Raw genomic sequence first — 21467 nt, forward strand, 5'->3', positions numbered from 1 at the left:
CGGATCAGGCTAGAGATTGGACGAAATCTCAGGAGCCTTGAGCAACGCCTGCTTTGAAAGCGTCGCGGTTTCTTTCTCCGCGGCGGCGATCGCAAAGGATTCCTGAAGCTGGGCTGTCACCTGCTCGGTCGTAGAATCATACATCTGCGTAATCAGCTTGGGATAGAACCCGATGCCAATAATCGGGATCAGCAGCGACGCAATGATAAAGACTTCGCGAGGTTCGGCATCCACCAGCACCTCATGCTCCACGAGTTCTTGGTTCTCTGGGCCATAGAAAATCTCCCGCAGCATAGACAGTAGGTAGATCGGTGTCAGGATTACGCCCACCGCCATTAGCGTAATCACGATAATTTTGAACGTCTGGTCATAGGCATCGCTGGTGGCAAAGCCCACAAATACCATCAGTTCTGCGACGAATCCGCTCATTCCCGGCAGGGCCAGCGAGGCCATCGAGCAGGCTGTAAACATGGCGAAGATCTTGGGCATTTTTTTGCCTACGCCGCCCATCTCGTCCAGGATGAGGGTGTGTGTCCGGTCATAGGTTGCGCCCACCAAGAAAAACAGGCTGGCTCCAATCAGCCCGTGGGACACCATTTGCAGCATGGCTCCGCTCAGTCCTAGGTTGGTAAAGGAGGCTAAGCCAATTAGCACGAAGCCCATGTGGGAAATCGAGGAGTAGGCAATTTTTCGCTTCAGGTTTCGCTGGGCAAAGGAGGTCAGCGCGGCGTAGATAATATTAACCACGCCCAAAATTACCAGAATCGGCGCAAAGCGGACGTGGGCATCCGGCAGCATCTGCACATTCATCCGCAGCAGCGCGTAGCCGCCCATTTTTAGCAGAATGCCCGCCAGCAGCATGTGAACCGGAGCTGTCGCCTCGCCGTGGGCATCGGGCAGCCAAGTATGGAGCGGGAAAATCGGCAGCTTGACGGCGTAGGCGATCAGGAAGCCTGCGTAGACCAAAAGCTGGAACTTTAGCGGGAAGTCCTTATCCATGAGCGATCGCATGTCAAAGGTGACCGTATCGCCATAGAATGCCATCGCCAGCGCCGCCACCAGGATGAACAGCGACCCACCCGCCGTATACAGAATGAACTTAGTGGCTGCGTAGAGCCGCTTCTTGCCGCCCCAAATAGACAGCAGCAAGTACACCGGGATTAGCTCCAGTTCCCACACCAGGAAGAACAGCAGCATATCCTGCACAGCAAACACCGCAATCTGTCCGCCGTACATCGCCAGCATCAGAAAGTAAAACAGGCGCGGCTTCAGCGTTACGGGCCAGGATGCCAGAATTGCCAGCGTGGTGATAAAGCTGGTCAGCAAAATTAGCGGCATCGAGAGTCCGTCTGCCCCCACTGACCAGCGCAGGTCTAGCGAAGACACCCAGGAATAGCTCTCGACCAGTTGCAAGTCAGAGCGGCTGAAGTCGTATTGGGTATAGAAGGCGTAGACCGTCAGCGCAAAGTCGATCAGTCCGATGATGAGGGCGTACCAGCGGACGGTTTTTCCGTCTTTATCGGGAAGAACCGGGATCGCTAGTGATGCGAGGACAGGCAATAGGATGATGGTTGTTAGCCAGGGAAATTCAGCAGTATTCATGTAGAAATTTAGATTTCAAATGTTCGGAGCAGGTTTCTGAGTAAGTTTCCTGAAAAAATCTGAAAGAATCTGAAAGGATTAGCTTTTAACTTGCAATCTCGCTTGCAACCCAACTGCGATTAATGATCGAAGATTGGACGGTTCACTCAAGTAATTTGGGCGGCTCACTCAGGCGGCAGATTTCCTAAAAAGGGATAAGGCAGAAGCGGAGAGCGATCGCCCTCCGCCCTGTGTCAACTTCAGGTAATCCCGGAAACCAGCACTAGCCCCAGCACCGCGCCAAAGACGATCAGCGCGTAGAACTGCACCCTGCCGCTTTCCAGATATTTCAGCGCTTCGCCCGTGACCAGCGTGACAAAGCCCGTCAGGTTTACCAGCCCATCCACAATTCGCACGTCCACTTCTAGCACCTGCCGGGCCAGACGACGGCTGCCCTGCACGAACACAGCGTTGTAGATGTCGTCGATGTACCACTTATTGAGTGAAAGCTGATAGAGCGGCTGGATCTTGTCGGCGATCGCCGCTGGGTCGATTTTCTTGAGCAGGTACATGGCCGTCGCTAGGGCAATGCCGCCGAGGGCGATCGCCACTGAGCTACCGCCCATTGTCAAAAATTCGCCCCAGTCCACTGCCTCGGCTTCGTGGATCACCTCACCAGGCGCATGGATGAATTCCTCGAAGTAATTCTTGAACGGCGTGCCCACCAGCCCGATCAGCATCGACGGGATGGCCAGCACCATCAGCGGCAGCGTCATCGTAATTGGCGACTCGTGCGGCTCGCTGGCGTGGTGTCCGTGGTCGTCGTGGGCCTCGTGATCTTCGGCAGGAGTCTCCGCCGTTAGCTCCAGTGGGTTCATTGCACCGGGGCCAAAAGCCAGACCCAGCTTTTGAAGCTGCTCGTTCTTTAACTTGCGCTTGATCTCCGTGCTAGTGCCGCGAAACTCGCCCTCAAAGGTGCTGAAGTACATGCGGAACATATAGAACGCTGTGATCCCCGCCGTGAGAAATCCAACGGCCCACAGGGCAGGGTTCGCCCGGAAGGTTGCTCCCAGAATTTCGTCCTTTGACCAGAAGCCAGCCAACGGGGGAATTCCAGCGATCGCCAGCGTGCCAATCAAGAAGGTCGTGGCGGTGATCGGCATATACTTCCGCAGACCGCCCATCAGTCGCATATCCTGCGCCAGCACTGGGTCGTGTCCTACCACCCCCTCCATGCCGTGGATCACAGAACCAGAACCGAGGAACAGCATTGCTTTGAAGTAGGCGTGGGTCATCAGGTGAAAGAGTCCGGCTGTGTAGGCTCCCACGCCCATGCCCATGACCATATAGCCAAGCTGGGACATCGTGGAATAAGCCAGACCCTTCTTGATATCGTTTTGCGTGATGGCGATGCTGGCTCCTAAAAATGCCGTGACTGCGCCCGTGTAGGCAATCACGTCCATAGCGGTGGGGATATGCTCAAACACGGGGAACATGCGAGCAATCAGGAAGACACCCGCCGCCACCATCGTTGCTGCGTGGATCAGTGCCGAAATGGGGGTGGGGCCTTCCATCGCGTCTGGCAGCCAAACGTGCAGCGGAAACTGGGCCGACTTTGCCACCGGGCCAAGGAACACCAGCACCGCAAACAGCGCCGCGATCGCCCCACTGAGCGCACCCGACTGGACGAGATCCTGGAGGCGATCGCCAATTACCTCAAACTCAAAGCTGCCCGTCGCCCAGTACAAGCCCAGTATCCCCAGCAGCAGCCCAAAGTCGCCCACCCGGTTCGTCACAAATGCCTTCTGGCAGGCATCGGCAGCCGCTTTACGGTCATACCAGAAGCCGATCAGCAGGTAGGAACACATCCCCACCAGCTCCCAGAAGATGTAAATCTGCACCAAGTTTGGGCTAATCACCAGCCCCAGCATCGACGAGCTAAACAAACTGAGGTAGGCGTAGAACCGGACGTAGCCCGGATCATGAGCCATATAGCCATCGGTGTAGATCATCACCAAAAAGGCCACCGTCGTCACAATCACCAGCATCAGCGCCGTCAGGTGATCAACGATGTAGCCCATCGATAGGTGAAAATCGCCCGCCGAAGCCCACTCAATCGAGCGTTCGTAGGTCGGATGTCCTTGAATCTGGCTCCACAGCAGCGCAAAGGAGAGAACCATTGCAGTGCCCGTCAGCGAGACAATGAACACCGAACTGGGCTTGCGAAACTGTTTGGCGAAACCGCTGGAGGAAATTAGACCTAGCCCCAAAATCATTGCCCCTGCTAGGGGCAACACTGGGATCAGCCAGGCATATGCGTAGAGGGATTCCATGATGAAGCCTACTTCAAGCTTTTTTTCAAATCGGGCAAAACCGCTTACATTTTGACACAGACTGGCGGAGTAGAAGTGTTTCTGAAGGTTTTGTCAAGAATGGGGCTGCGATGGTGTCAGACTCGATTCCTCACCCAATTCCGGGTGAGCCACCTGACTCCGCATCTTCTACTGCATTCGGTCATAGTTAATCTCTCAGACAGTTAATCTCTCGGATAATCTGTTCAGATCACCCGTTAGAACTCACCTGTCAGAACCTAATCGTCATAGATCACATACTGCCCCATTCTTCCCTGTATTGTTCGACACGCTATTAAAATTTCTCCCGTTTTTATTCGACGGACGCACGACTTGATGAAGACTGGCTGAAACCTCGCTATGGGAATCTCAGAATTGCGAGCCATGCAGCACATTAGGTCAAATTTACAGGTTGGCATGGAATTTTAGGGGCGATCGCCCGTCTGCACGCGCTCAGGCTTCGTTAAATTTCCTCAAAGGATGCTGGAAGATCGGGGGGAACTAGGGTTAAAGTAGCGGAAACTCAGTATATTTGGTGCGGAATATTCGGTGCGGATATATTTTTCCATTGCGTCTGGTAAATGCATTCGGCTAGATGGGTCTGAGTCTTCTAAATAAGCTCAGTATTCGGTGCTTCTACCCGTTTTGTGCGGGAGTATTGATGAAAACTGTACGGCTCGGAGGCAGGTTTCTCTGAGGTAGGGCGGTTGCAGGACTGAAGCGCTCTTGGAGTTGTTGTGTTCTTGGCAACCAACGGCTCTACGGGCGATCGCCCATGTTGATTTGGCAATTTCTTCAGGTTAGGGCGCATCTGACATAATCTACTGCGTACAAGATTGTGTGCGTGGCGGGTTGTGTTCAAAAGTTGTGTTCAAAACCGCATGGGCTGTGTTTTGTGCATATCTTTGGCACTGGCTCAGGGACAGCTTGGCTCGGTGCCTGATTTACTGAAGCTATCTAGTGATTTTTGTTACTCCCAAAATTTCCCAAACGGGCTACCTTTAGATAGATGAAGAAATGGCTTAAATCGTCTATGGCCACTATCCTGGAGAGGACTCTGGGCTGGGAGCAACTGGATGTATACAGTGGTATGGGGCAAGGCGGTTCGGGGCTGGCTGCTGTCGCCTGCAACCGCAGTCTCGATGAACCCGTCTATAAGGGTTTGCCCAAAAAGTTATGGAGGGAGCAGCGTTTTCTGTTTCGCCATTCCTGTTTCGCCCTTGTTTTACCCAGTTATTCAACAGTTTGTCCCGGAGGTTTAAGCATCTGTTCTGTCTAAGCCAGTCCTACTAAGCCAGTCCTAAGCTTAGCCAGACTTCAAACTAAACCAGGCTTCAAAACTGAATTAGCACACGCCTCCTGCCGTGCGGGCGAATCCAGCGTGTGGCCGCGCATTGAATCCCTTACACGTTCCTGTCCCCCTCTATCCCGGTTACTGCCCATGCGCCGCTTTTTCAACCGCTCTCGTTTGCTCAATGCCGCTCTTTTTGGTGGAACTGTTGCCGCAGCCGCTACGGTTTCACTGCTGACCCCCGTGTTCAGTTCGGCTGTGAACGCTACGCTTCAGGACAGCCCCAAGGCGCTGCTTGATGAGGCGTGGCAAATCGTGAATCGGGAGTATGTAGACAGCACGTTTAACCAGGTGGACTGGCTAGCGGTGCGCCACGAACTGCTCAGCGCCTCCTACAGCTCGCGGGAAGAGGCTTACAATGCATTGCGCCGCGCCCTCCAGCGGCTACGAGACCCCTATACCCGCTTCATGGACCCGCGCCAGTTTGAAGTGCTGACGAGTCAGACCTCTGGAGAACTGTCGGGTGTGGGCATTCGGCTTCAGGCAGATGAGCAAACGGGCGCGATTACTGTGGTAGAGCCAATCCCCAACTCTCCGGCGGCGCGGGCGGGCATCCAGGTGGGCGACCGCATTTTGTCGATTGATGGCGTTTCGACCGAAGGAATGACGCTGGAAGAAGCCTCGAATCGCATTCGGGGTGAGGTCGGCACGCGCATCGTTCTGCGGCTGCAACGACAGTCGCAAGAGGCGACCGACCTGACGCTAACGCGGGCCCGCATTGAGCTTCCCAATGTCCATTACACCCTGAAACAAGAGCAGGGCACTCGCGTAGGGTATATCCGCCTGACTGAATTCAGCGCCCACTCGGCAGAACAAATGCAGCGGGCGATTGAGGACTTGCTGAGTCAGCAGGTGCAGGGCTTTGTGCTGGATCTGCGGGGCAATCCAGGGGGGTTGCTGCAAGCCAGCATCGACATCTCGCGTCAGTGGTTGGGCAATGGACTGATTGTCCGAACGGTGGATCGGTACGGGGCGAACGAGCGAATTCGGGCCAATCGCACGGCGCTGACGGACTTGCCGCTGGTTGTGTTAGTAGACGGCAGTTCTGCCAGTTCCAGCGAAATCCTGACGGGGGCGCTGATGGACAATCGGCGGGCCACGATCGTCGGCACCAAGACCTTTGGCAAGGCGCTGGTGCAGTCGGTGCATTCGCTGTCGGATGGGTCTGGTCTGGCGGTGACGATCGCCCATTACTACACCCCCAACGGCACGGACATCAGCCAGCGCGGCATCACGCCCAATGTGCAGGTCAATCTGACCGATAGCCAGCGCCAGCAGCTTGCCGCAAACCCCACCTCGGTCGGCAGCCAGAGCGATCCCCAGTATGTGCGGGCGATCGCCGTTCTCCGGTCTACGATTGCAGCCCAGCCTGCCCGTCCGATTCCCGCTCAGCGGGCCAGTGCCCCCCGCGCCCCCCGCATGAGCAACTAAGCGCAGCACTTTGCAAATGCAAGAGGCACGGCGATCGCGCCGGGCCTCTTATGCGCTTTTATTAGGCTGGCTTCAGGCCCGCATTAAGCGAACGTCTCTGCGGTCGCAAATGTGGTCACAAAGTCGGTGCGGTTGAGCGCACTGGCTCGCACGCCTAGCAACTCCGCCAGCAGGTCATTGCCAGCCCGGATCTGAACACCGCGAGTGGTATCGGTAAAACGCAGATTGCCGAAGCGCAAATTACCCGACAGACCGATCTTGTCTACGCCGTCTTTGTAGTCCACGATCGTATCGAATCCAGCGCCGCGCGTTAGCACAAAGGTATCTGCGCCCGCTCCGCCAATGCAGGTATCGCGGCCCAGCCCGCCAACCAGCACGTCTTTGCCAGGGCCACCGTTGAGGCGATCGCCCCCGCGTCCACCCTCCAGCAAATCGTCGCCCTGCCGCCCGTTCAGCACGTCGGCTCCGCCTAGCCCTTGCAGCAGGTCGTTGGCAAATCTGCCGACAAGACGGTTGCGACCGCTGGTGCCCACAAGTTGAACCCCAAACACGTTGTCGCCCCGAACGCCGAGGTTCTGAATGCGGCGATCGCGCTCTGCGGGCGTGTCTGCCTTGGTAAACGTGCCGCTCTGAGCCAGAAACTCCGCAAACGCATCTTGCTCACTACCTGCATCTGTAAACGTCGCCACCCCATCCGGCAGGCTCACTGGCCCGTCGATCACGCCATTCCGGTTCAGGTCAATATTCGTCTCGCCCAGCAAATCCACCCGATTCGCCAAGGTTGGGTTTTCTCGCACAAACCGGAAGAACGGATAGCCGTCCCCGCTGGAATCTAGCGAGCTCGTTCCCAGCAAAAAGCTGAGCGTCACCAATCGGAAGGTGCGGTTCGGATCGCCCACAAGCTGACCGTTCCGAACAATGATTTGCGTAAAGTTGCCATTAGCATCCGTCAGCGCCGCCGACCGAATGCGTTCACCCGCCGTCGTCACCGTCCCATCGCTCGCGAGTCGCTGGGCCGTCTTGCTGGCATCGAAGCTAAAGGAGATGCCGCCGATTTGAGGAAACGCGCCGGGGGTTCGTCCTGGCCCAACGCCCGACACACCATGCTCTAGCACTTCCTTCAACTGCGCCGCTGTGACAGTAATCAGGCTCAAGCCATTGTTAAAGCGCAGCGAATTTTCGATGTCCAGTTGCGACAAATCCCCTTCTTGCTTGTTTGCCTCCGGGTTAGCTGGTGGAGGCAGGGTCACGATATCGCTGGGATCGGTTGCGCCCGGAGTGGGGGACACTGCGCCGATGTTGTCGCGGATACCGCCGCCATTTTTCAGCGAGATTACCACAGAGGAATCCACCTGCCTTGCTACGAACAGGTTGGCATCCGCCGTCAGGTTGCCCAGGTTCGTCTCCTCCGTCCGTACCGAGTTGCGCGTGCCATTGAGAAATACTGTAGTCTTCCCAAAAATATTGCTGTCTTTGGTGTTGATGATGGTTCGCAGCTTGCCAAGCAAATCCACCACTTCTGGATCGGGTTCACCGGGGTTGACGGCCGTCAGCGCAGCCACGCTGGCCGTATCTGTGGCATAGGCCCCATTGACATTGGGATCAAGCTTTGACAGGTCAATTTTGCCGTCGTTGTCAAATTCCACCACCAGCCGCCCGACATACTTCCAGTTGCTGTCGGTGTTGACCACCAGCACAGGCCCCGTTGGAGAGTTCTCCACTAGGGGGTAAATGCCGCCTGCCGTATCGCCAGGGCGCAGTCGGTCGGTGCTGTCTGCCAGCAGCGTATGGGAACCCCCCGCAATAATCACGTCTACATCGCGCAGCCGTTTGGCCAGTTCCCGCTCGATGAATAACTGCTGCATGTGCGCCACAATCACGATCTTGTTGATGCCAGCAGCGGTCAACCCATCGACCGATTTTTGAATTTCTACGGCGAGGGCATCTAGCTCAGCCGCACTGGGGTTTGCGCCAAAGGGCTGCGGCAGAATTTCAACATTTGGGCCGGGTGAGGAGATGACCCCTAATGTTGGAGTCGTTGCGCCGACAACCCCAATCCGTTCGCCGTTGACTGTCAACACGGTGCTTTTTGCGATGCTGTTGGGGGCTGCGGGCTGTCCATCCGCAACGACCAGATCTTCTAGCACAAAGTCTTGGTTGGGAGTGCCGTCGTCTCCCGGATTGGGATCGGTGAAGTTCAGATTGCTGCTGAGGTAGGGAAAAACCGTGCCCCGATATTCGCGATCGCGCCGAATTAGAGAAACAACGGTCGATTCACCCAGGTCAAATTCGTGGTTGCCCAGGGCAGAAGCCTGAAATCCCATCTGGTTGAGGATTTCAATATCGACGCGCCCGACTCCCTCGCGGAACGTATAGTCATCGCCGGGAGCAAGGGATGAGGTGGTTTTTCGGAGAGCGCGATCGCTCCCAGAAGAGAAGAAGGGGCCAGGAATGTAGTTATCACCCGAAGACAAGATTATGGTGTTGGTGTAGTCATCCTTCAGCGCGTTAATCACTGTAGAGAAATTAACCGCATCGGTGAAAGCTGGGAGACCGCTTTCCATGTCGGAAGCGTGCAGAATTTGCAGTTGAAAAGCCATAGGTTTTGTTGAAGCGATTTGGAGGCGCTCGATGATAAATGAATGCCTCACAAACGATCCCACGGCGAGATTAAGTGAGTTTAATCTCGTTATTAACGTCTCGTAATTGGATGATTAACCTTCCTTAAGTTGGCCCTAGAGGTGACCCTAGATCACGACATCTAGGCCTTTTCCTAACAGCCTGCGGGCGACTGTTCGCACGCGCCAATGCTGACCCAACTGGTGGAGCCGTCTGCCCAGTGTTCCTTTTTCCAGATGGGGGCGTTGTGTTTCAGCGTGTCGATGGCGTATTGGCACGCGGCGAAGGCTTCGGCACGATGGGGACAGCCCACAGCAACCAGCACGCTGATTTCGCCAACCACCAGCTTGCCTGTGCGGTGATGGATGATGACATGACTCACATCGGGCCAGGTGGCGCGAATTTCGGCGGCGATTTGCTGAAACACCTTCAGCGCCATCGGTTCATAGGCCTGGTATTCCAACGCGATGACGGGCTTGCCGTCGGTTTGCTGACGCACCATGCCGCTCATCACCACCACTGCGCCATTGGCCGGATCATCGGCCAGGTCATAAATCTCTGGCAGCGACAGGGGCGCAAACGTAATTGCGAAGTGGTCCCCGGGGTGGGGAGCGGCGGGGCGGCTGGCAAAGGCACTGGCAGAAGGGGCGATCGCACTCATATTGGCGCACTCATTCAGAAAAGTCGCGTAGAGACAGAAAAGCCGCAAGCACTACTTGCTATTATGCCGTGGGGCGTTCGCGTCGGGATACATCGCAAACTGGGCGGCGTTTTTGCCCGTGCGCTTAACCTGATACATAAGCTGGTCGGCATAGTGAATCAGCAGTGCTTGGGAAGAGGGCGGCTGGGTACAAACCACAACGCCGATACTGAAGGTGATCGGGCTTTGCTCTGCCTGCATGGTGTCTGCAAGCAGTGTCTGAATTCGGGAAATGGCAGTCTTGGCAGCGCTGAGATCGGTTTCAGGAAGCAGCAGAGCAAATTCGTCCCCGCCGAGTCTGGCAAGCAGGTCGGTCTTGCGGATGCTGTCTCGAACCCCCTGAGACACGAGCTTTAGAATGCGATCGCCCTCCAGATGCCCCCCCTGATCGTTGACCTGTTTGAAGTTATCCAGATCAAGATAGGCAATGGCGAACGGGCGACTATAGCGGCGCGATCGCTCGATTTCCTGCGCCAGCTTCTCGGTAAACACGCGAGCATTGACCGCTTGGGTTAGCTCGTCCATGCTGGATAGCCAGCGGAGCCGATCCTGAGTTTTGCGAAGTCGCGTAATCAGCGTGCTGGTGACGAGAAAAAAACCAAGTCGCGTGATGCTCCGCCAGAGGGAAACAATGGTTTTGGTGTAGACCAGTCCACTGGAATACTCGGCCAGGAGGAAGATCACCAGCAAACTGAGCAACGTGGTGTAGAGGGCAACGGGTCGCGGCGAACACCAAGCTGCCCAGGCGATGGGAATCAGGTAAAACAGGGACAGCACAATATCTGAACCCAGGAGATAATCTAGCCAACCAATCGTCAGCACGATCAGCGTGTAAACTGCAACCTGAACCCAGATTGGTTGATGCGCGATCTGCTCAATCCAATTGCCCTGCTCAATTCTCATGGGTTGAGATGTTTTCTGGAGTCATTGTCAAGTCTTTAAGGCAAGTCTCTAAAGCTAGTCCACCGAGTTCAGTTTGGTCAGCAAAGGCGGTCAAGAATGCAAGCAGCTTTCGATTCAACGCATTCAGGACTGTAGGTGGCCACTCCTGTCATCTAGTGTTCGTCAGGTCGTTGCCCTATTGGATCGAGTATTATCTCATTCGGTCAGAGCCTATGCAGAGTAAGTTTGCAATTCCAATCGTGGTGCTGAGCGTGTTGGGGGCGATCGCCTTTGCAGCCCAGTGGACGATCGAGCGGCAGCGGGTCTACTCGCTCACCATTGCCACGGGCAACGCAGACGGAGAATACTACGCCTTTGCTACGGCGCTGTCGAGCGTGGTCGCTGCCCACGAACCCAAGATTCAGATTCGCGTGCTGGAAACCGACGGCTCTCTGCAAAATGCGAAACTGCTGGCTGAGGGCGAAGCAGATTTAGGCATTATCCAGGGCGACACGTCGCTAGATCCGTCTGTGCAGGCGATCGCCTACCTGTTTCCCGAAATCTGCCACCTGATCGCCGCGCCCAGCGCCAACATTCGCCAGTTCACCGACCTGCGCGGCAAGCGGGTCGCTGTTCCGCCCCAAGGCAGCGGCTCCTACGCCATCTTCAAGCACTTCCAGACCCACTACAACCTCATGGACAGTGACTTTCGCCCGCTGCCCATGACCACCGCCGAATCTTACGAAAAGCTGCAAGCGGGCGAGATCGACGCGCTGTTTCGCGTGATTGCATTGGGTAGCCCTTCGGTGCGGGGTCTGCTCCAGCGCACCCAGGCGCAGCTCGTGCCGATCGACCAGGCGGAATCCATGCGGCTGACGCTGCCCGTGCTGGAAGCTACCGAAATTCCCAAAGGAACCTACGACGGGGCGCTGCCGATTCCCGACGAAGATATTCCTGCCGTGGGGCTGCGGGCGATTTTGGTAACGCGGCGGGATCTGGAACCAGCGATCGCCAAAGTGATTACCCAAACCCTGTTTGAATTTCGCAACGAACTGGTCAGCCAGTATCCCCGCGCCGCCCTGATGCGCCTGCCCGATGCCCGCGAAAATCTGGGTCTGTCGCTGCATCCTGGCGCACGCGATTACTACAACCAGGACGAACCCGCCTTTTTGGTGGAATATGCCGAGGTCATGGGCTTTCTGCTGTCCTTTGCGGTGCTAGCTGCGTCTAGTCTGTGGCAATTTCGCCGCTGGCTGGATGAACGCCAGAAAAACCGTGCTGATATGTACAAACTCAAGGTGCTGGCGCTGCTCGAAAAAGTAGAACAGGCGAACACCCCGGAGGAACTGGAATCTCTGCGCCAGGCTCTATTTGAAATGTTTCACAAAGTCGTGACCGACCTGGACACCGACCGCATCTCCCAGGCTTCGTTTCAGTCTTTTACCTTTCCCTGGGATGTGGCCCTCAGCACGATTCGCCATCGAGAATTGTTGATGAGTCGTGCGATGGATTACAAAGATCAGAAACCAGAAATGCGGCGATGATAGATTTGGGCGGGAGCGAAGAACGAAAAAAGAAGAACGAAGAACGAAAAAAGAAGAGCGAAAAAAGAAGAACGACGAGCGAAGAAAGACAAAAGAGACTCTGATGAATACTTTTCGTGTGGGTATTGCTGGCCCTGTGGGTTCTGGAAAGACGGCTTTGGTTGATCGCTTGTGTAAGGCGATGCGGGAGACGTATAACCTGGCGGTGGTGACGAATGATATCTATACGAAGGAAGACGCGCAGTTTTTGGTGCGGAGTGAGGCGCTGACGGGCGATCGCATCGTGGGCGTGGAAACGGGCGGCTGCCCCCATACGGCGATTCGCGAAGATGCCTCGATCAACCTGGTGGCGATCGAACAGCTAGAGCGGCAGTTTCAGCCTGATTTAATCTTTGTGGAAAGCGGCGGCGACAACCTCGCGTCTACCTTCAGCCCAGAACTGGTGGATTTGACGATCTACGTGATCGATGTGGCCGCTGGGGACAAGATTCCCCGAAAGGGCGGCCCGGGCATTACGAAATCTGACCTGCTGGTGATTAACAAAATCGACCTAGCTCCGCTGGTGGGGGCAGACTTGGGCGTGATGGAGCGCGATGCCCGCAAAATGCGCGGCGACAAGCCGTTTGTCTTTACAAATCTGAAGATCAATCAGGAGCTAGAAACTATCGTGCAGTTTATTGAGCTGCACATGGGCAAACCGTCTTTGCAACCGTCGGCTTGAACGGAATGAGGATGAGGGCGATCGCTCCTCAAGAACGGGATCTGAACTAGAGTTCCGCAATAATAGCAACAAGCAGAAGGCACTGCATCTCGAACGCAAGCAAGAACGTGGTGACAAGTCTCAAAGCAGATCTCAAAAACTCGCAAAAAGATGCGCTCCGGTAAACCAGCGAAATCCCTATCAGCGGCCTGCGGAATCCTTCTGGCGATGACGGGGATGGCCTGTTCCACCCAGCCGCCAGAGCAACTGCCAGCGACGATCGTTCAGCAAGAGGCAACGCTTCAACCCGTCTCCCTAAATCCTGAGAAAATCATCGACGGACAGACGGTTTATGTTCCGGTCTATTCGCACATCTATCACCACAACAACCCGCGCAATGCGGTCAACCTGTCGGCCACGCTGAGCATTCGCAATACCGATGCAGAACACGCCATTATCATTACTGCCGTGCGCTACTTCGACTCTGAGGGTGAGATGATTCGCCAGGATATTACGGAGCCATCGAAACTGGGGCCGCTGGCTTCGGTCAGCTTTTTTGTGGCAGCAAACGATGTGAGTGGCGGCGCGGGCGCAAACTTTTTGGTGGACTGGGTGGCAGAAACGGCGGTTTCGGAACCCGTGATCGAAGCGGTCATGATTAGCACTTCGTCTTCTCAGGGCATTTCCTTTGTCAGCCCTGGGCGAGTGGTGAAACAGCGGGACGTTGCGCCGTAGTGCTAATTCGGCTGCCGCAATGCTCCATCAAACGAAGCCGTTCTTCTTAAGATTATTTTTAGGATTAAGATTGCCCTAGATATCGATAGCGTTCCTCAATCAAGTGCATGGGCAACCCAAACCGTATCTTGATCTTGTTTGGGCGATCGCCGCCATGCCTACGAACTCATCCGCAGCGGCGTAGACGTGATCCAGCGGGAAACCTTTAGCTCCGCGCTAGATCTAGGCGTGGAAGCGCTGAAACTCATGGGAATGCGGGCCTATCGGGCCCATCGCGCAGCGCAAATCTTTAAGCAGCACGATGAAGCCGCACTACGCGAAGTCGCAGTCATGGAAGACGACGATACGGCCCTGATTGCGCGATCGCGCCAGTTGGCCCAAGATCTGGAGCGCATTTTGCAGGCAGACGCAGAAGATCGACGAACCGAGGGCGATCGCGCCTGGGACATTTCCACCCTTAGAACAGAAGCGGTCGAAAAAGACGTATAAAGCTGGCTAGAACTAGACTAAAGCGGTCTAACGAGGTCTAGAGAGGCAAGGCTCGCCGCGCCAACTCAGCCAAACGCCAACTCAGCTAAAAGGCAGAGATGACTCCGCCAAAGTGCAGAAATAAGGTCTAAAAGCAGATTTATAAAAACTTAAGAACCTTAGTTTTGTAGCCTAAAGCACAAATGACAAGGGTCTACAGACCTAACATCACACCCTAGTATGATTAATCGTTCATTTCGCCCCCTCGCGATGAGGAGACGTGTTGCATGACAAGGCTATTTGGTCGTCGGAAATTTATGGTCTATGGCTCCGCCGCACTCGGAGCTAGCATGTTGCTCAAGGCCTGTGCCCCCTCTACTACCACTACGGCAAGTTCCCCCGCTGCGGATGCATCTTCGCCAACGGCTCCTGCTTCAGGGGATGGCATCAAGGTGGGTGTCCTCCACTCGCTCAGCGGCACGATGGCCATCTCTGAGAAGTCGGTGGTCGATTCTACGCTGCTTGCTATCGATGAAATTAACGCATCAGGTGGCGTGCTGGGCAAGCAAATTATCCCCATCATCGAAGATGGCGCGTCGGATTGGCCCACCTTTGCCGAAAAAGCCCGCAAGCTGATCGATCAAGATCAGGTCGTTGTTATCTTTGGCTGCTGGACTTCTGCCAGCCGCAAAGCGGTGCTGCCCGTGTTTGAAGAAAAGAACCACATGCTGTTCTACCCGGTGCAGTACGAAGGGCAGGAATGCTCCAAGAACATTTTCTACACGGGTGCTGCGCCTAACCAGCAAATCGAGCCGTCGGTGGACTGGCTGCTGGAAAACAAGGGCAAGGAATTTTATCTGGTCGGCTCGGACTACGTGTTCCCCCGTACCGCCAACACGATTATCAAAGCCCAAGTGGCTGCCAAGGGCGGCACGGTGGTTGGCGAAGACTACCTACCCCTGGGCAACACTGAAGTTGCGCCGATTATCGCCAAGATTCGCTCGGCTCTGCCCAACGGCGGTGTCATCTACAACACGCTGAACGGCGACAGCAACGTGGCCTTCTTCAAGCAACTGCAAGGCGCAGGTCTCACGCCCGATAAGTATCCCACCATGTCGGTGAGTATCGCAGAAGAAGAAGTGCAGGCTATCGGCAAGGAATACTTGCTTGGCCATGCTGCTGCCTGGAACTACTTCATGACGGTCGATTCGCCGGAAAACAAGAAGTTTGTGGATGCTTTCAAAGCCAAGTATGGCGACAATCGTGTGACCAACGACCCGATGGAAGCAGGCTACATCTCTGTCAACATCTGGAAGCAGGCAGTTGAAAAGGCGGGTTCTGAAGGCACACCGACCGACCTAGAAGCAGTGCGCTCTGCTGCCTACGGTCAAGAATTTGCCGCGCCCCACGGCCCGGTGAAGATGTTCCCCAACCACCACATTTCCAAGACGGTTCGGATTGGTGAAGTGCGGGATGACGGTCTGTTTGAAATTGTCTATTCCACGCCCGCCCCGGTCGATCCAGTGCCTTGGAACCAATACGTTGCGGAAACCAAGGGCTTTGCCTGCGATTGGACGAGAACCGATGTCAGCGATCCGGGCAAGTTCCAGATCTAGAGATTAGGTCACTGGTTTTTCAGATTTCTCGCGGGCCGCGCCCGCGAGAGTTTCATTGCTTAACTCGGTTATGGCTCGGTTATCGCTCGGCTGTAGATGACGGGTTGCCTGTTGCTGACTCATTGGGAGAGAGCCTGTGGTTGCGAGTATTTTGGACGGTATTTTTAACGGAGTCAGCATTGGCTCGATCCTGCTGCTGGCGGCGCTGGGGTTGGCGATTGTGTTTGGCTTGATGGGCGTGATCAACATGGCCCACGGCGAGCTGATGATGCTTGGCGCTTATACGACCTTTGTGGTGCAGAATGCGTTCAGGGCAATCGGTGGGCCGCTGTTTGAGGTTTATATCTTTTTTGCGCTGATAGCGGCGTTTATTGTCGCGGCGCTGGTGGGGCTACTGCTAGAGCGGGGGGTGATTCGCTATCTCTACGGGCGACCGCTAGAAACGCTCCTGGCAACTTGGGGCGTGAGCCTGATTTTGCAGCAGTTCGTCCGCAGCGTGAACTGGGTGCTGGTGTTTGGTCTAATTCTGTTCTGTGTTTTGTATTTTGGCGGACAGTGGATTGCCAAGCGTCGTCCTGATTTTGAGCGGATTCAGGGCTGGGCAACCGCTCTGCTGCTGGCGCTGTCGGGGGCGATCGCCCTTGTCGCGGGCAACCTCCTCGCCAGAACCTACGGGCTAGCTGTCACCCAACCCTGGTTTGGCGCACAAAACAAAGACGTGACCGCACCCGCTTGGCTGCGTGGTGGCATTCCCCTGGGCAACTACCAGCTTCCCTACACGCGCCTGTTCATCATGGTGCTGACGGTGCTGTGTGTGCTGGGGGTCTACTGGTTTCTGAACCGCACGGCTTGGGGGCTGCGGATTCGCGCTGTCACCCAAAACCGCAACATGAGCGCCTGTCTGGGCATTCCCACCCGCACTGTGGACGCGCTCACGTTTGCCTTGGGGTCGGGGCTGGCGGGTATCGCTGGGTGCGCCCTCAGCCTGCTGGGTTCTGTTGGCCCCAACACGGGGCAAAACTACATCGTGAATACGTTCATGGTGGTGGTCGTAGGCGGCGTAGGCAAGCTAATTGGCACGATTGTCGGCGCGATGGCAATCGGCATTACGGACTACATTATCGGCACCGGGATGTTGGCAAACTTGACCAATATCCCGTTTATCAAGGACTTTTTCACCTTTTTCGCCACCACCAGCATGGCAAAGGTGATGGTGTTTGCGCTAATCGTTCTGTTTCTCCAGTTTCGTCCGGCGGGGATGTTCCCCCAGAAGGGACGCACGGTGGATGCCTAGCCATCCGAATCTGATCTGGCTCTGCACCAATTCTTGTTGCCGTTACCTAAGCAATGTTTGTCTGACTCTGCACCAATTCTCGTTGCCGTTACCTGAGCAATCCTCATGGCCGTTGACACTTTTGTTCCCAATCGCACCGTAAACCTGGCAAAGCGGCGATCGCTCTTGATAGAAATTGCCATCGTTGCGGCGATCGCCCTGTTCCTCATCTTCGCGCTGCCGTGGATGATTTCTGCCTTTCGCCTGAACCTGATGGGTCGATTCTTGGCGCTGGCGATTGTTGCCCTCGGCATTGACCTAATCTGGGGCTTTACCGGGCTGCTCAGCCTGGGTCACGGCATCTTCTTCACGCTGGGCGGCTATGCCTTGGCCATGCACCTGAAGCTGCCCCAGCCGCCAGGAAGCGGGCTGCCAGATTTCATGTCGCTTTATGGAGTCAGCGAGTTGCCTTGGTTCTGGCGACCGTTTTACTCTGCGCCTTTTTCCATGATGGCGATCGCCGTCATTCCCGCCATCATTGCCGGACTGCTGGGCTACGTCATCTTCCGAAACCGGATTCGCGGCGTGTATTTTTCCATCCTGACGCAAGCCGCCACGATTATCTTTTTCAACTTTTTCAACGGTCAGCAAAAGCTGTTCAACGGAACCAACGGCTTGACCGATTTTCGGTCGGTTTTTGGATTGCCTGTGAAGGACAACCGGACGCAGTACATTCTCTACATTGTCACCATCCTGTTCGTGGTGGCGGCCTACGCCCTGTGTCGATGGCTGACCAGCGGCCGGTTTGGTCGCCTTCTGGTGGCCATCCGTGACGACGAAAGTCGCGTTCGATTTACGGGCTATAACCCAACGGGGTTCAAGATCCTGGTGTTTGCCGTATCTGGTGCGCTGGCCGGAATCGCAGGTGCCCTGTTCACGCTGCAATCGGGCATTGTGTCGCCCAACACGATGAACATTGCCTTCTCGATTGAAATGGTGATTTGGGTCGCAGTCGGCGGCCGCGCAACGCTGGTGGGCGCAATTTTGGGTGCAGTGGTTGTGAACCTGGCCAAAAGCCTGCTCAGTGAAAAGTTTCCTGATTTTTGGCTATTTTTCCAGGGCGGTTTGTTTTTGCTAGTGGTGCTGCTGTTGCCCAACGGCATTATTGGCTGGCTCCGCACCAGCGGCGTGAACCTTTACAAGCAGCTCACCGGACAAACTCGCCTATCTACCTACCCAAGCCTAGAGGAAGACCCAGAGGTTGAATATGAACGAAAAAATCTTGGAGATTGACGACCTTACCGTTAGCTTCGACGGCTTTAAGGCACTCAATCATCTTAACTTCAGCCTCGATAAGGGCGAACTGCGCGTCATCATCGGCCCTAATGGTGCAGGCAAGACGACCTTTCTCGACATCATTACGGGAAAAACCAAGCCCACCGAAGGGCAGGTGCGTTTCAAAGGTCGGAATCTGCGTCCCTACGCTGAGCATGAAATCGCGCAAATGGGCGTGGGGCGGAAGTTTCAAACGCCACGGGTGTACCTGAACCTGTCCACCCGCGAAAACCTGGAGCTAGCCGCCAACCGCCAAAAGTCCGTCATTCACACCCTGTTTCGCAAGACGCTAAACGTTGAGCGGCGAACGGTCGCGGAACTGCTGGAGACCATCGGTCTGTCACACAAAGCGGATATGAAAGCGAATCTGCTGTCGCACGGCGAAAAGCAGTGGCTAGAAATTGGTATGTTGGTGGCTCAATCCCCCGATTTGCTGCTAGTAGACGAACCCGTGGCCGGGCTGACGGACGAAGAAACGGAACGCACGGGTGAACTGCTGCTGTCCTTGGCCGAGAGCCATTCGATCATCGTGATCGAACATGACATGGAATTCGTTCGCCAAATTGCCAGAGGCACAGTGACCGTGCTGCACCAGGGTTCCGTCCTCTGTGAAGGCACCATCGACGAAGTGCAGTCTGACCCCCGCGTCATCGAAGTTTACCTGGGTCAAGAAATCCATGCCGATGGCCCCATCAGCCTGCAAGACACCGAAGAACTGCTAGAAGTCGTCGAAGGCGTGTAGAGCAGGAATTAGATTTCCGAAGTCAGGAATGCGACTCGGAATCTTCCCTGTTTCACCACGCCAATCCCCCATCGCGCCAATACTCCCTTATTCCTTTCCCTCTGCCATCATGAGCCAAACCAACTCTGCTGTCGCCTACGAAACGCCTGCCGTTTCTGATGACGCTATGCTCCGCGTATCGGGGCTGAATGTGTATTACGGCGAGAGCCACATCTTGCGGAATGTGGATCTCACCGTGCCACGGGGACAGATGGTGTGTTTGATTGGGCGCAACGGCGTGGGCAAGACGACCCTGCTGAAGACCATCATGGGCCTGCTAAAGCCGCGCAGTGGGAATATCACATTTGATGGGCGATCGCTCTTAGAACGGACTCCTGACCAGCGGGCGCGACTGGGCATTGGCTACGTTCCGCAGGGGCGCGAGGTGATTCCCCGGCTAACGGTGCAGGAAAACCTGCTGCTGGGGCGCGAAGCAAGGGCAGACAAGGCTGGGCGCAGTACCAACCAGGTTCCCGACTATATCTACGACCTGTTTCCTGTGCTAAAGACCATGCTGGATCGGATGGGCGGCGACCTGTCGGGCGGGCAGCAGCAGCAGTTGGCGATCGCCCGCGCCCTCATGGGCAAGCCCAAACTCCTAGTGCTGGACGAACCCACCGAAGGCATTCAGCCCTCAATCATCCTGGACATTGAAAACGCCGTGCGCCAGATCGTTGCCTCCACGGGTATTTCTGTCCTTTTGGTGGAGCAGCATTTGCATTTTGTGCGCCAGGCCGACCGCTACTACGCCATGCAAAAGGGCGGCATTGTCGCCTCTGGCCCGACGAGCGAACTGAGCAACGACGTGATCCAGCAATTCCTGGCTGTGTAATGACGTGTCGTGGCGCGATGTGCAACGTTCAATCTGCTTTCATCCCCCAACCCCTGCTCCCAGTCGGGAGGCGGGGAGCAAGAGGGGCTGGAAGTCCCTACGCAAACCCAAACACTCAGCGGCTAATCGACTCGCTCTAGCTGCCAGAGAATCTGGTTCCCTTCGCGGCGCACGCGAGAGACGACCCAGTTGCGCCAGACCCAGTGATCGCCCCGCCCGGTGACGGCGCTGGCGTTGACATCCATCAGGTCGGCCAGTTCGGCGCTGGTAATCAGATATCCACTGCTGGCGATCGCATCGGCCATTTGCAGCGTTTCGACAGTATTGCGAAGCTGAGCAACCCGCACCTCGCGGGGCAAATTGTCGCTGGTATCTACGCTGGAGGAAATCGACGAAAGATTAGAGTCCACGGTGAGTTCAGCGGAATGCGTTAGGACAGCCGACATGCACAGCAAAACAACAGTTCAATTCACAGCAATTCAGTTCAATTCACAGCAATTCACAGATTCATTAAAGCACTCTCCTAGAAAAACAGATTGCAAACTGTAATGCAATGTTGAGTTTTGCTGCGAATCTAGAATACAAACCTTCAAAAAAAGTGTCCCATCTAGAGAAAGCATCCCATCCAGAGCCACGCATCGAGCGCTTTCGCGCCAAAAAGTGGATGCCAGATTCCTTTACACTCCGTAGCAAAATTTTGCTTGCGCCGATCAGGGGTATCCACTACAATCGTCCATCAAGCTGTGATTTTTCCAAGACGCAGCTTGCTTCACTCCCCGAAAATTTGGCCGGTTCGTCGATTACGGCATTGGTAGATGGGCCAACACCTACCAACGCCTGACCCCAGGACAGTCCGAGCTGTCTCAGGGCTTTGCCTATTGTATGGCCGCCTTGAAACCTGCTTTGCGTCGTTTGGGCGGCCATCTTTTCGGGGTTTCCCTACCTCGTTTCCAGGAGGAAACCCCAAATGCTGACAGTTCAATACACCTGGTCGTCCCCAATCTCGGAGGCGACCCAGTTTTCGCTGCCCCCGCTCACCTGCGAACTGCCCCATCGTCGCCGCCTGCGCCACTGCATCATCGGCCTGCCCGAAGACGCACAGATGGCGATTGACCGTCTGCATCTGCTGCGCTATGCCGAACGCTTTGAGTGGACGCACGCCCTCGACTTCCCGCCCCACGGCATCGTCCTCGACGGTCGCCCCGGCGAAGTGCTGCGCTACCTCCACCGCGAAGTACGGAGCAATTCTGGCACAAACGAGTAAGACC

General features: G+C 55.7%; 16 protein-coding genes and 1 pseudogene. 11 read left to right on the forward strand and 6 right to left on the reverse strand.

Annotated features, from left to right (window positions below):
- Positions 1-9 precede the first annotated feature (9 nt).
- Both ndhD1 and HNI00_RS06435 read right to left on the reverse strand, forming a co-directional pair.
- Positions 10-1602 carry a photosynthetic/respiratory NAD(P)H-quinone oxidoreductase subunit D1 gene (ndhD1, locus tag HNI00_RS06430; RefSeq protein ID WP_316791716.1) on the reverse strand — a complete coding sequence of 531 codons (1593 nt, stop codon included), beginning with the start codon at positions 1600-1602 and terminating at the stop codon, positions 10-12.
- A gap of 239 nt (positions 1603-1841) precedes the next feature.
- Positions 1842-3914, reverse strand: a complete 2073-nt coding sequence (locus tag HNI00_RS06435; RefSeq protein ID WP_316791719.1) for an NAD(P)H-quinone oxidoreductase subunit 5 — start codon at positions 3912-3914, stop codon at positions 1842-1844.
- Between the two features lie 1459 nt (positions 3915-5373).
- Between HNI00_RS06435 and ctpB the strand changes: the two genes are divergently transcribed.
- The gene (ctpB, locus tag HNI00_RS06440; protein ID WP_316791722.1) at positions 5374-6714 is read left to right on the forward strand and encodes a carboxyl-terminal processing protease CtpB; all 1341 of its coding nucleotides are present in this window, start codon (positions 5374-5376) and stop codon (positions 6712-6714) included.
- A gap of 83 nt (positions 6715-6797) precedes the next feature.
- Here the strand turns inward: ctpB and HNI00_RS06445 are convergent, their stop codons facing one another.
- The 3 genes from HNI00_RS06445 to HNI00_RS06455 all read right to left on the reverse strand — a co-directional run bounded on the left by HNI00_RS06445 (position 6798) and on the right by HNI00_RS06455 (position 10936).
- Positions 6798-9314, reverse strand: coding sequence for a 5'-nucleotidase C-terminal domain-containing protein (locus HNI00_RS06445; RefSeq protein ID WP_316791725.1), 2517 nt, complete (start codon positions 9312-9314; stop codon positions 6798-6800).
- A 173-nt stretch (positions 9315-9487) separates the two neighbouring features.
- A complete protein-coding gene (locus tag HNI00_RS06450) occupies positions 9488-9994 on the reverse strand; it encodes a molybdenum cofactor biosynthesis protein MoaE (protein WP_316791727.1) in 507 nt (168 codons plus the stop codon).
- Between the two features lie 51 nt (positions 9995-10045).
- A complete protein-coding gene (locus HNI00_RS06455) occupies positions 10046-10936 on the reverse strand; it encodes a GGDEF domain-containing protein (RefSeq protein WP_316791728.1) in 891 nt (296 codons plus the stop codon).
- Positions 10937-11148: 212 nt separating this feature from the next.
- On the opposite strand from HNI00_RS06455, the gene HNI00_RS06460 reads away from it, so the two are divergent.
- From HNI00_RS06460 to urtE, 9 genes are all read left to right on the forward strand, one after another.
- A complete protein-coding gene (locus tag HNI00_RS06460) occupies positions 11149-12459 on the forward strand; it encodes a TAXI family TRAP transporter solute-binding subunit (RefSeq protein WP_316791730.1) in 1311 nt (436 codons plus the stop codon).
- Between the two features lie 103 nt (positions 12460-12562).
- Entirely contained in the window at positions 12563-13180 is a 618-nt protein-coding gene (gene ureG, locus HNI00_RS06465; protein WP_297074816.1) for an urease accessory protein UreG, read from the forward strand.
- Positions 13181-13396: 216 nt separating this feature from the next.
- Entirely contained in the window at positions 13397-13894 is a 498-nt protein-coding gene (locus tag HNI00_RS06470; RefSeq protein WP_316791733.1) for a DUF3124 domain-containing protein, read from the forward strand.
- A 138-nt stretch (positions 13895-14032) separates the two neighbouring features.
- Positions 14033-14383 carry a hypothetical protein gene (locus tag HNI00_RS06475; RefSeq protein ID WP_316791734.1) on the forward strand — a complete coding sequence of 117 codons (351 nt, stop codon included), beginning with the start codon at positions 14033-14035 and terminating at the stop codon, positions 14381-14383.
- A 266-nt stretch (positions 14384-14649) separates the two neighbouring features.
- Positions 14650-15978, forward strand: coding sequence for an urea ABC transporter substrate-binding protein (gene urtA, locus HNI00_RS06480; protein WP_316791737.1), 1329 nt, complete (start codon positions 14650-14652; stop codon positions 15976-15978).
- Between the two features lie 136 nt (positions 15979-16114).
- Entirely contained in the window at positions 16115-17272 is a 1158-nt protein-coding gene (urtB, locus tag HNI00_RS06485; protein WP_316791740.1) for an urea ABC transporter permease subunit UrtB, read from the forward strand.
- 105 nt (positions 17273-17377) lie between these two features.
- Positions 17378-18544 carry an urea ABC transporter permease subunit UrtC gene (gene urtC / locus HNI00_RS06490; RefSeq protein ID WP_316791742.1) on the forward strand — a complete coding sequence of 389 codons (1167 nt, stop codon included), beginning with the start codon at positions 17378-17380 and terminating at the stop codon, positions 18542-18544.
- The gene (gene urtD, locus HNI00_RS06495) at positions 18519-19328 is read left to right on the forward strand and encodes an urea ABC transporter ATP-binding protein UrtD (protein ID WP_172358529.1); all 810 of its coding nucleotides are present in this window, start codon (positions 18519-18521) and stop codon (positions 19326-19328) included. The genes urtC and urtD overlap by 26 nt, the downstream gene beginning before the upstream one ends.
- 109 nt (positions 19329-19437) lie before the next feature.
- Positions 19438-20199, forward strand: coding sequence for an urea ABC transporter ATP-binding subunit UrtE (gene urtE / locus HNI00_RS06500; protein WP_297074828.1), 762 nt, complete (start codon positions 19438-19440; stop codon positions 20197-20199).
- Positions 20200-20321: 122 nt separating this feature from the next.
- Here the strand turns inward: urtE and HNI00_RS06505 are convergent.
- Positions 20322-20564 (reverse strand): annotated as a pseudogene (locus HNI00_RS06505) (hypothetical protein); the annotation flags it as partial.
- Positions 20565-21166: 602 nt separating this feature from the next.
- Between HNI00_RS06505 and HNI00_RS06510 the strand changes: the two are divergent.
- Positions 21167-21463 (forward strand): hypothetical protein, encoded by a 297-nt coding sequence (locus HNI00_RS06510; protein ID WP_316791749.1) that lies wholly within the window; start codon positions 21167-21169, stop codon positions 21461-21463.
- Positions 21464-21467: the final 4 nt, after the last annotated feature.

This window comes from Thermoleptolyngbya oregonensis NK1-22, assembly GCF_032705245.1.
GTDB classification, from domain to species: domain Bacteria; phylum Cyanobacteriota; class Cyanobacteriia; order Elainellales; family Elainellaceae; genus Thermoleptolyngbya; species Thermoleptolyngbya sichuanensis.

What these genes read in the sequence shown, in the direction of transcription:
- HNI00_RS06450 (WP_316791727.1), bottom strand. Translation starts at nt 9,994, where the DNA reads ATGAGTGCGATCGCCCCTTCTGCCAGTGCCTTTGCCAGCCGCCCCGCC.
- HNI00_RS06455 (WP_316791728.1), bottom strand. Translation starts at nt 10,936, where the DNA reads ATGAGAATTGAGCAGGGCAATTGGATTGAGCAGATCGCGCATCAACCA.
- urtA (WP_316791737.1), top strand. Translation starts at nt 14,650, where the DNA reads ATGACAAGGCTATTTGGTCGTCGGAAATTTATGGTCTATGGCTCCGCC.
- HNI00_RS06470 (WP_316791733.1), top strand. Translation starts at nt 13,397, where the DNA reads ATGGCCTGTTCCACCCAGCCGCCAGAGCAACTGCCAGCGACGATCGTT.
- HNI00_RS06445 (WP_316791725.1), bottom strand. Translation starts at nt 9,314, where the DNA reads ATGGCTTTTCAACTGCAAATTCTGCACGCTTCCGACATGGAAAGCGGT.
- HNI00_RS06460 (WP_316791730.1), top strand. Translation starts at nt 11,149, where the DNA reads ATGCAGAGTAAGTTTGCAATTCCAATCGTGGTGCTGAGCGTGTTGGGG.
- urtD (WP_172358529.1), top strand. Translation starts at nt 18,519, where the DNA reads ATGAACGAAAAAATCTTGGAGATTGACGACCTTACCGTTAGCTTCGAC.
- HNI00_RS06510 (WP_316791749.1), top strand. Translation starts at nt 21,167, where the DNA reads ATGCTGACAGTTCAATACACCTGGTCGTCCCCAATCTCGGAGGCGACC.
- ndhD1 (WP_316791716.1), bottom strand. Translation starts at nt 1,602, where the DNA reads ATGAATACTGCTGAATTTCCCTGGCTAACAACCATCATCCTATTGCCT.
- urtC (WP_316791742.1), top strand. Translation starts at nt 17,378, where the DNA reads ATGGCCGTTGACACTTTTGTTCCCAATCGCACCGTAAACCTGGCAAAG.
- urtE (WP_297074828.1), top strand. Translation starts at nt 19,438, where the DNA reads ATGAGCCAAACCAACTCTGCTGTCGCCTACGAAACGCCTGCCGTTTCT.
- ctpB (WP_316791722.1), top strand. Translation starts at nt 5,374, where the DNA reads ATGCGCCGCTTTTTCAACCGCTCTCGTTTGCTCAATGCCGCTCTTTTT.
- ureG (WP_297074816.1), top strand. Translation starts at nt 12,563, where the DNA reads ATGAATACTTTTCGTGTGGGTATTGCTGGCCCTGTGGGTTCTGGAAAG.
- HNI00_RS06435 (WP_316791719.1), bottom strand. Translation starts at nt 3,914, where the DNA reads ATGGAATCCCTCTACGCATATGCCTGGCTGATCCCAGTGTTGCCCCTA.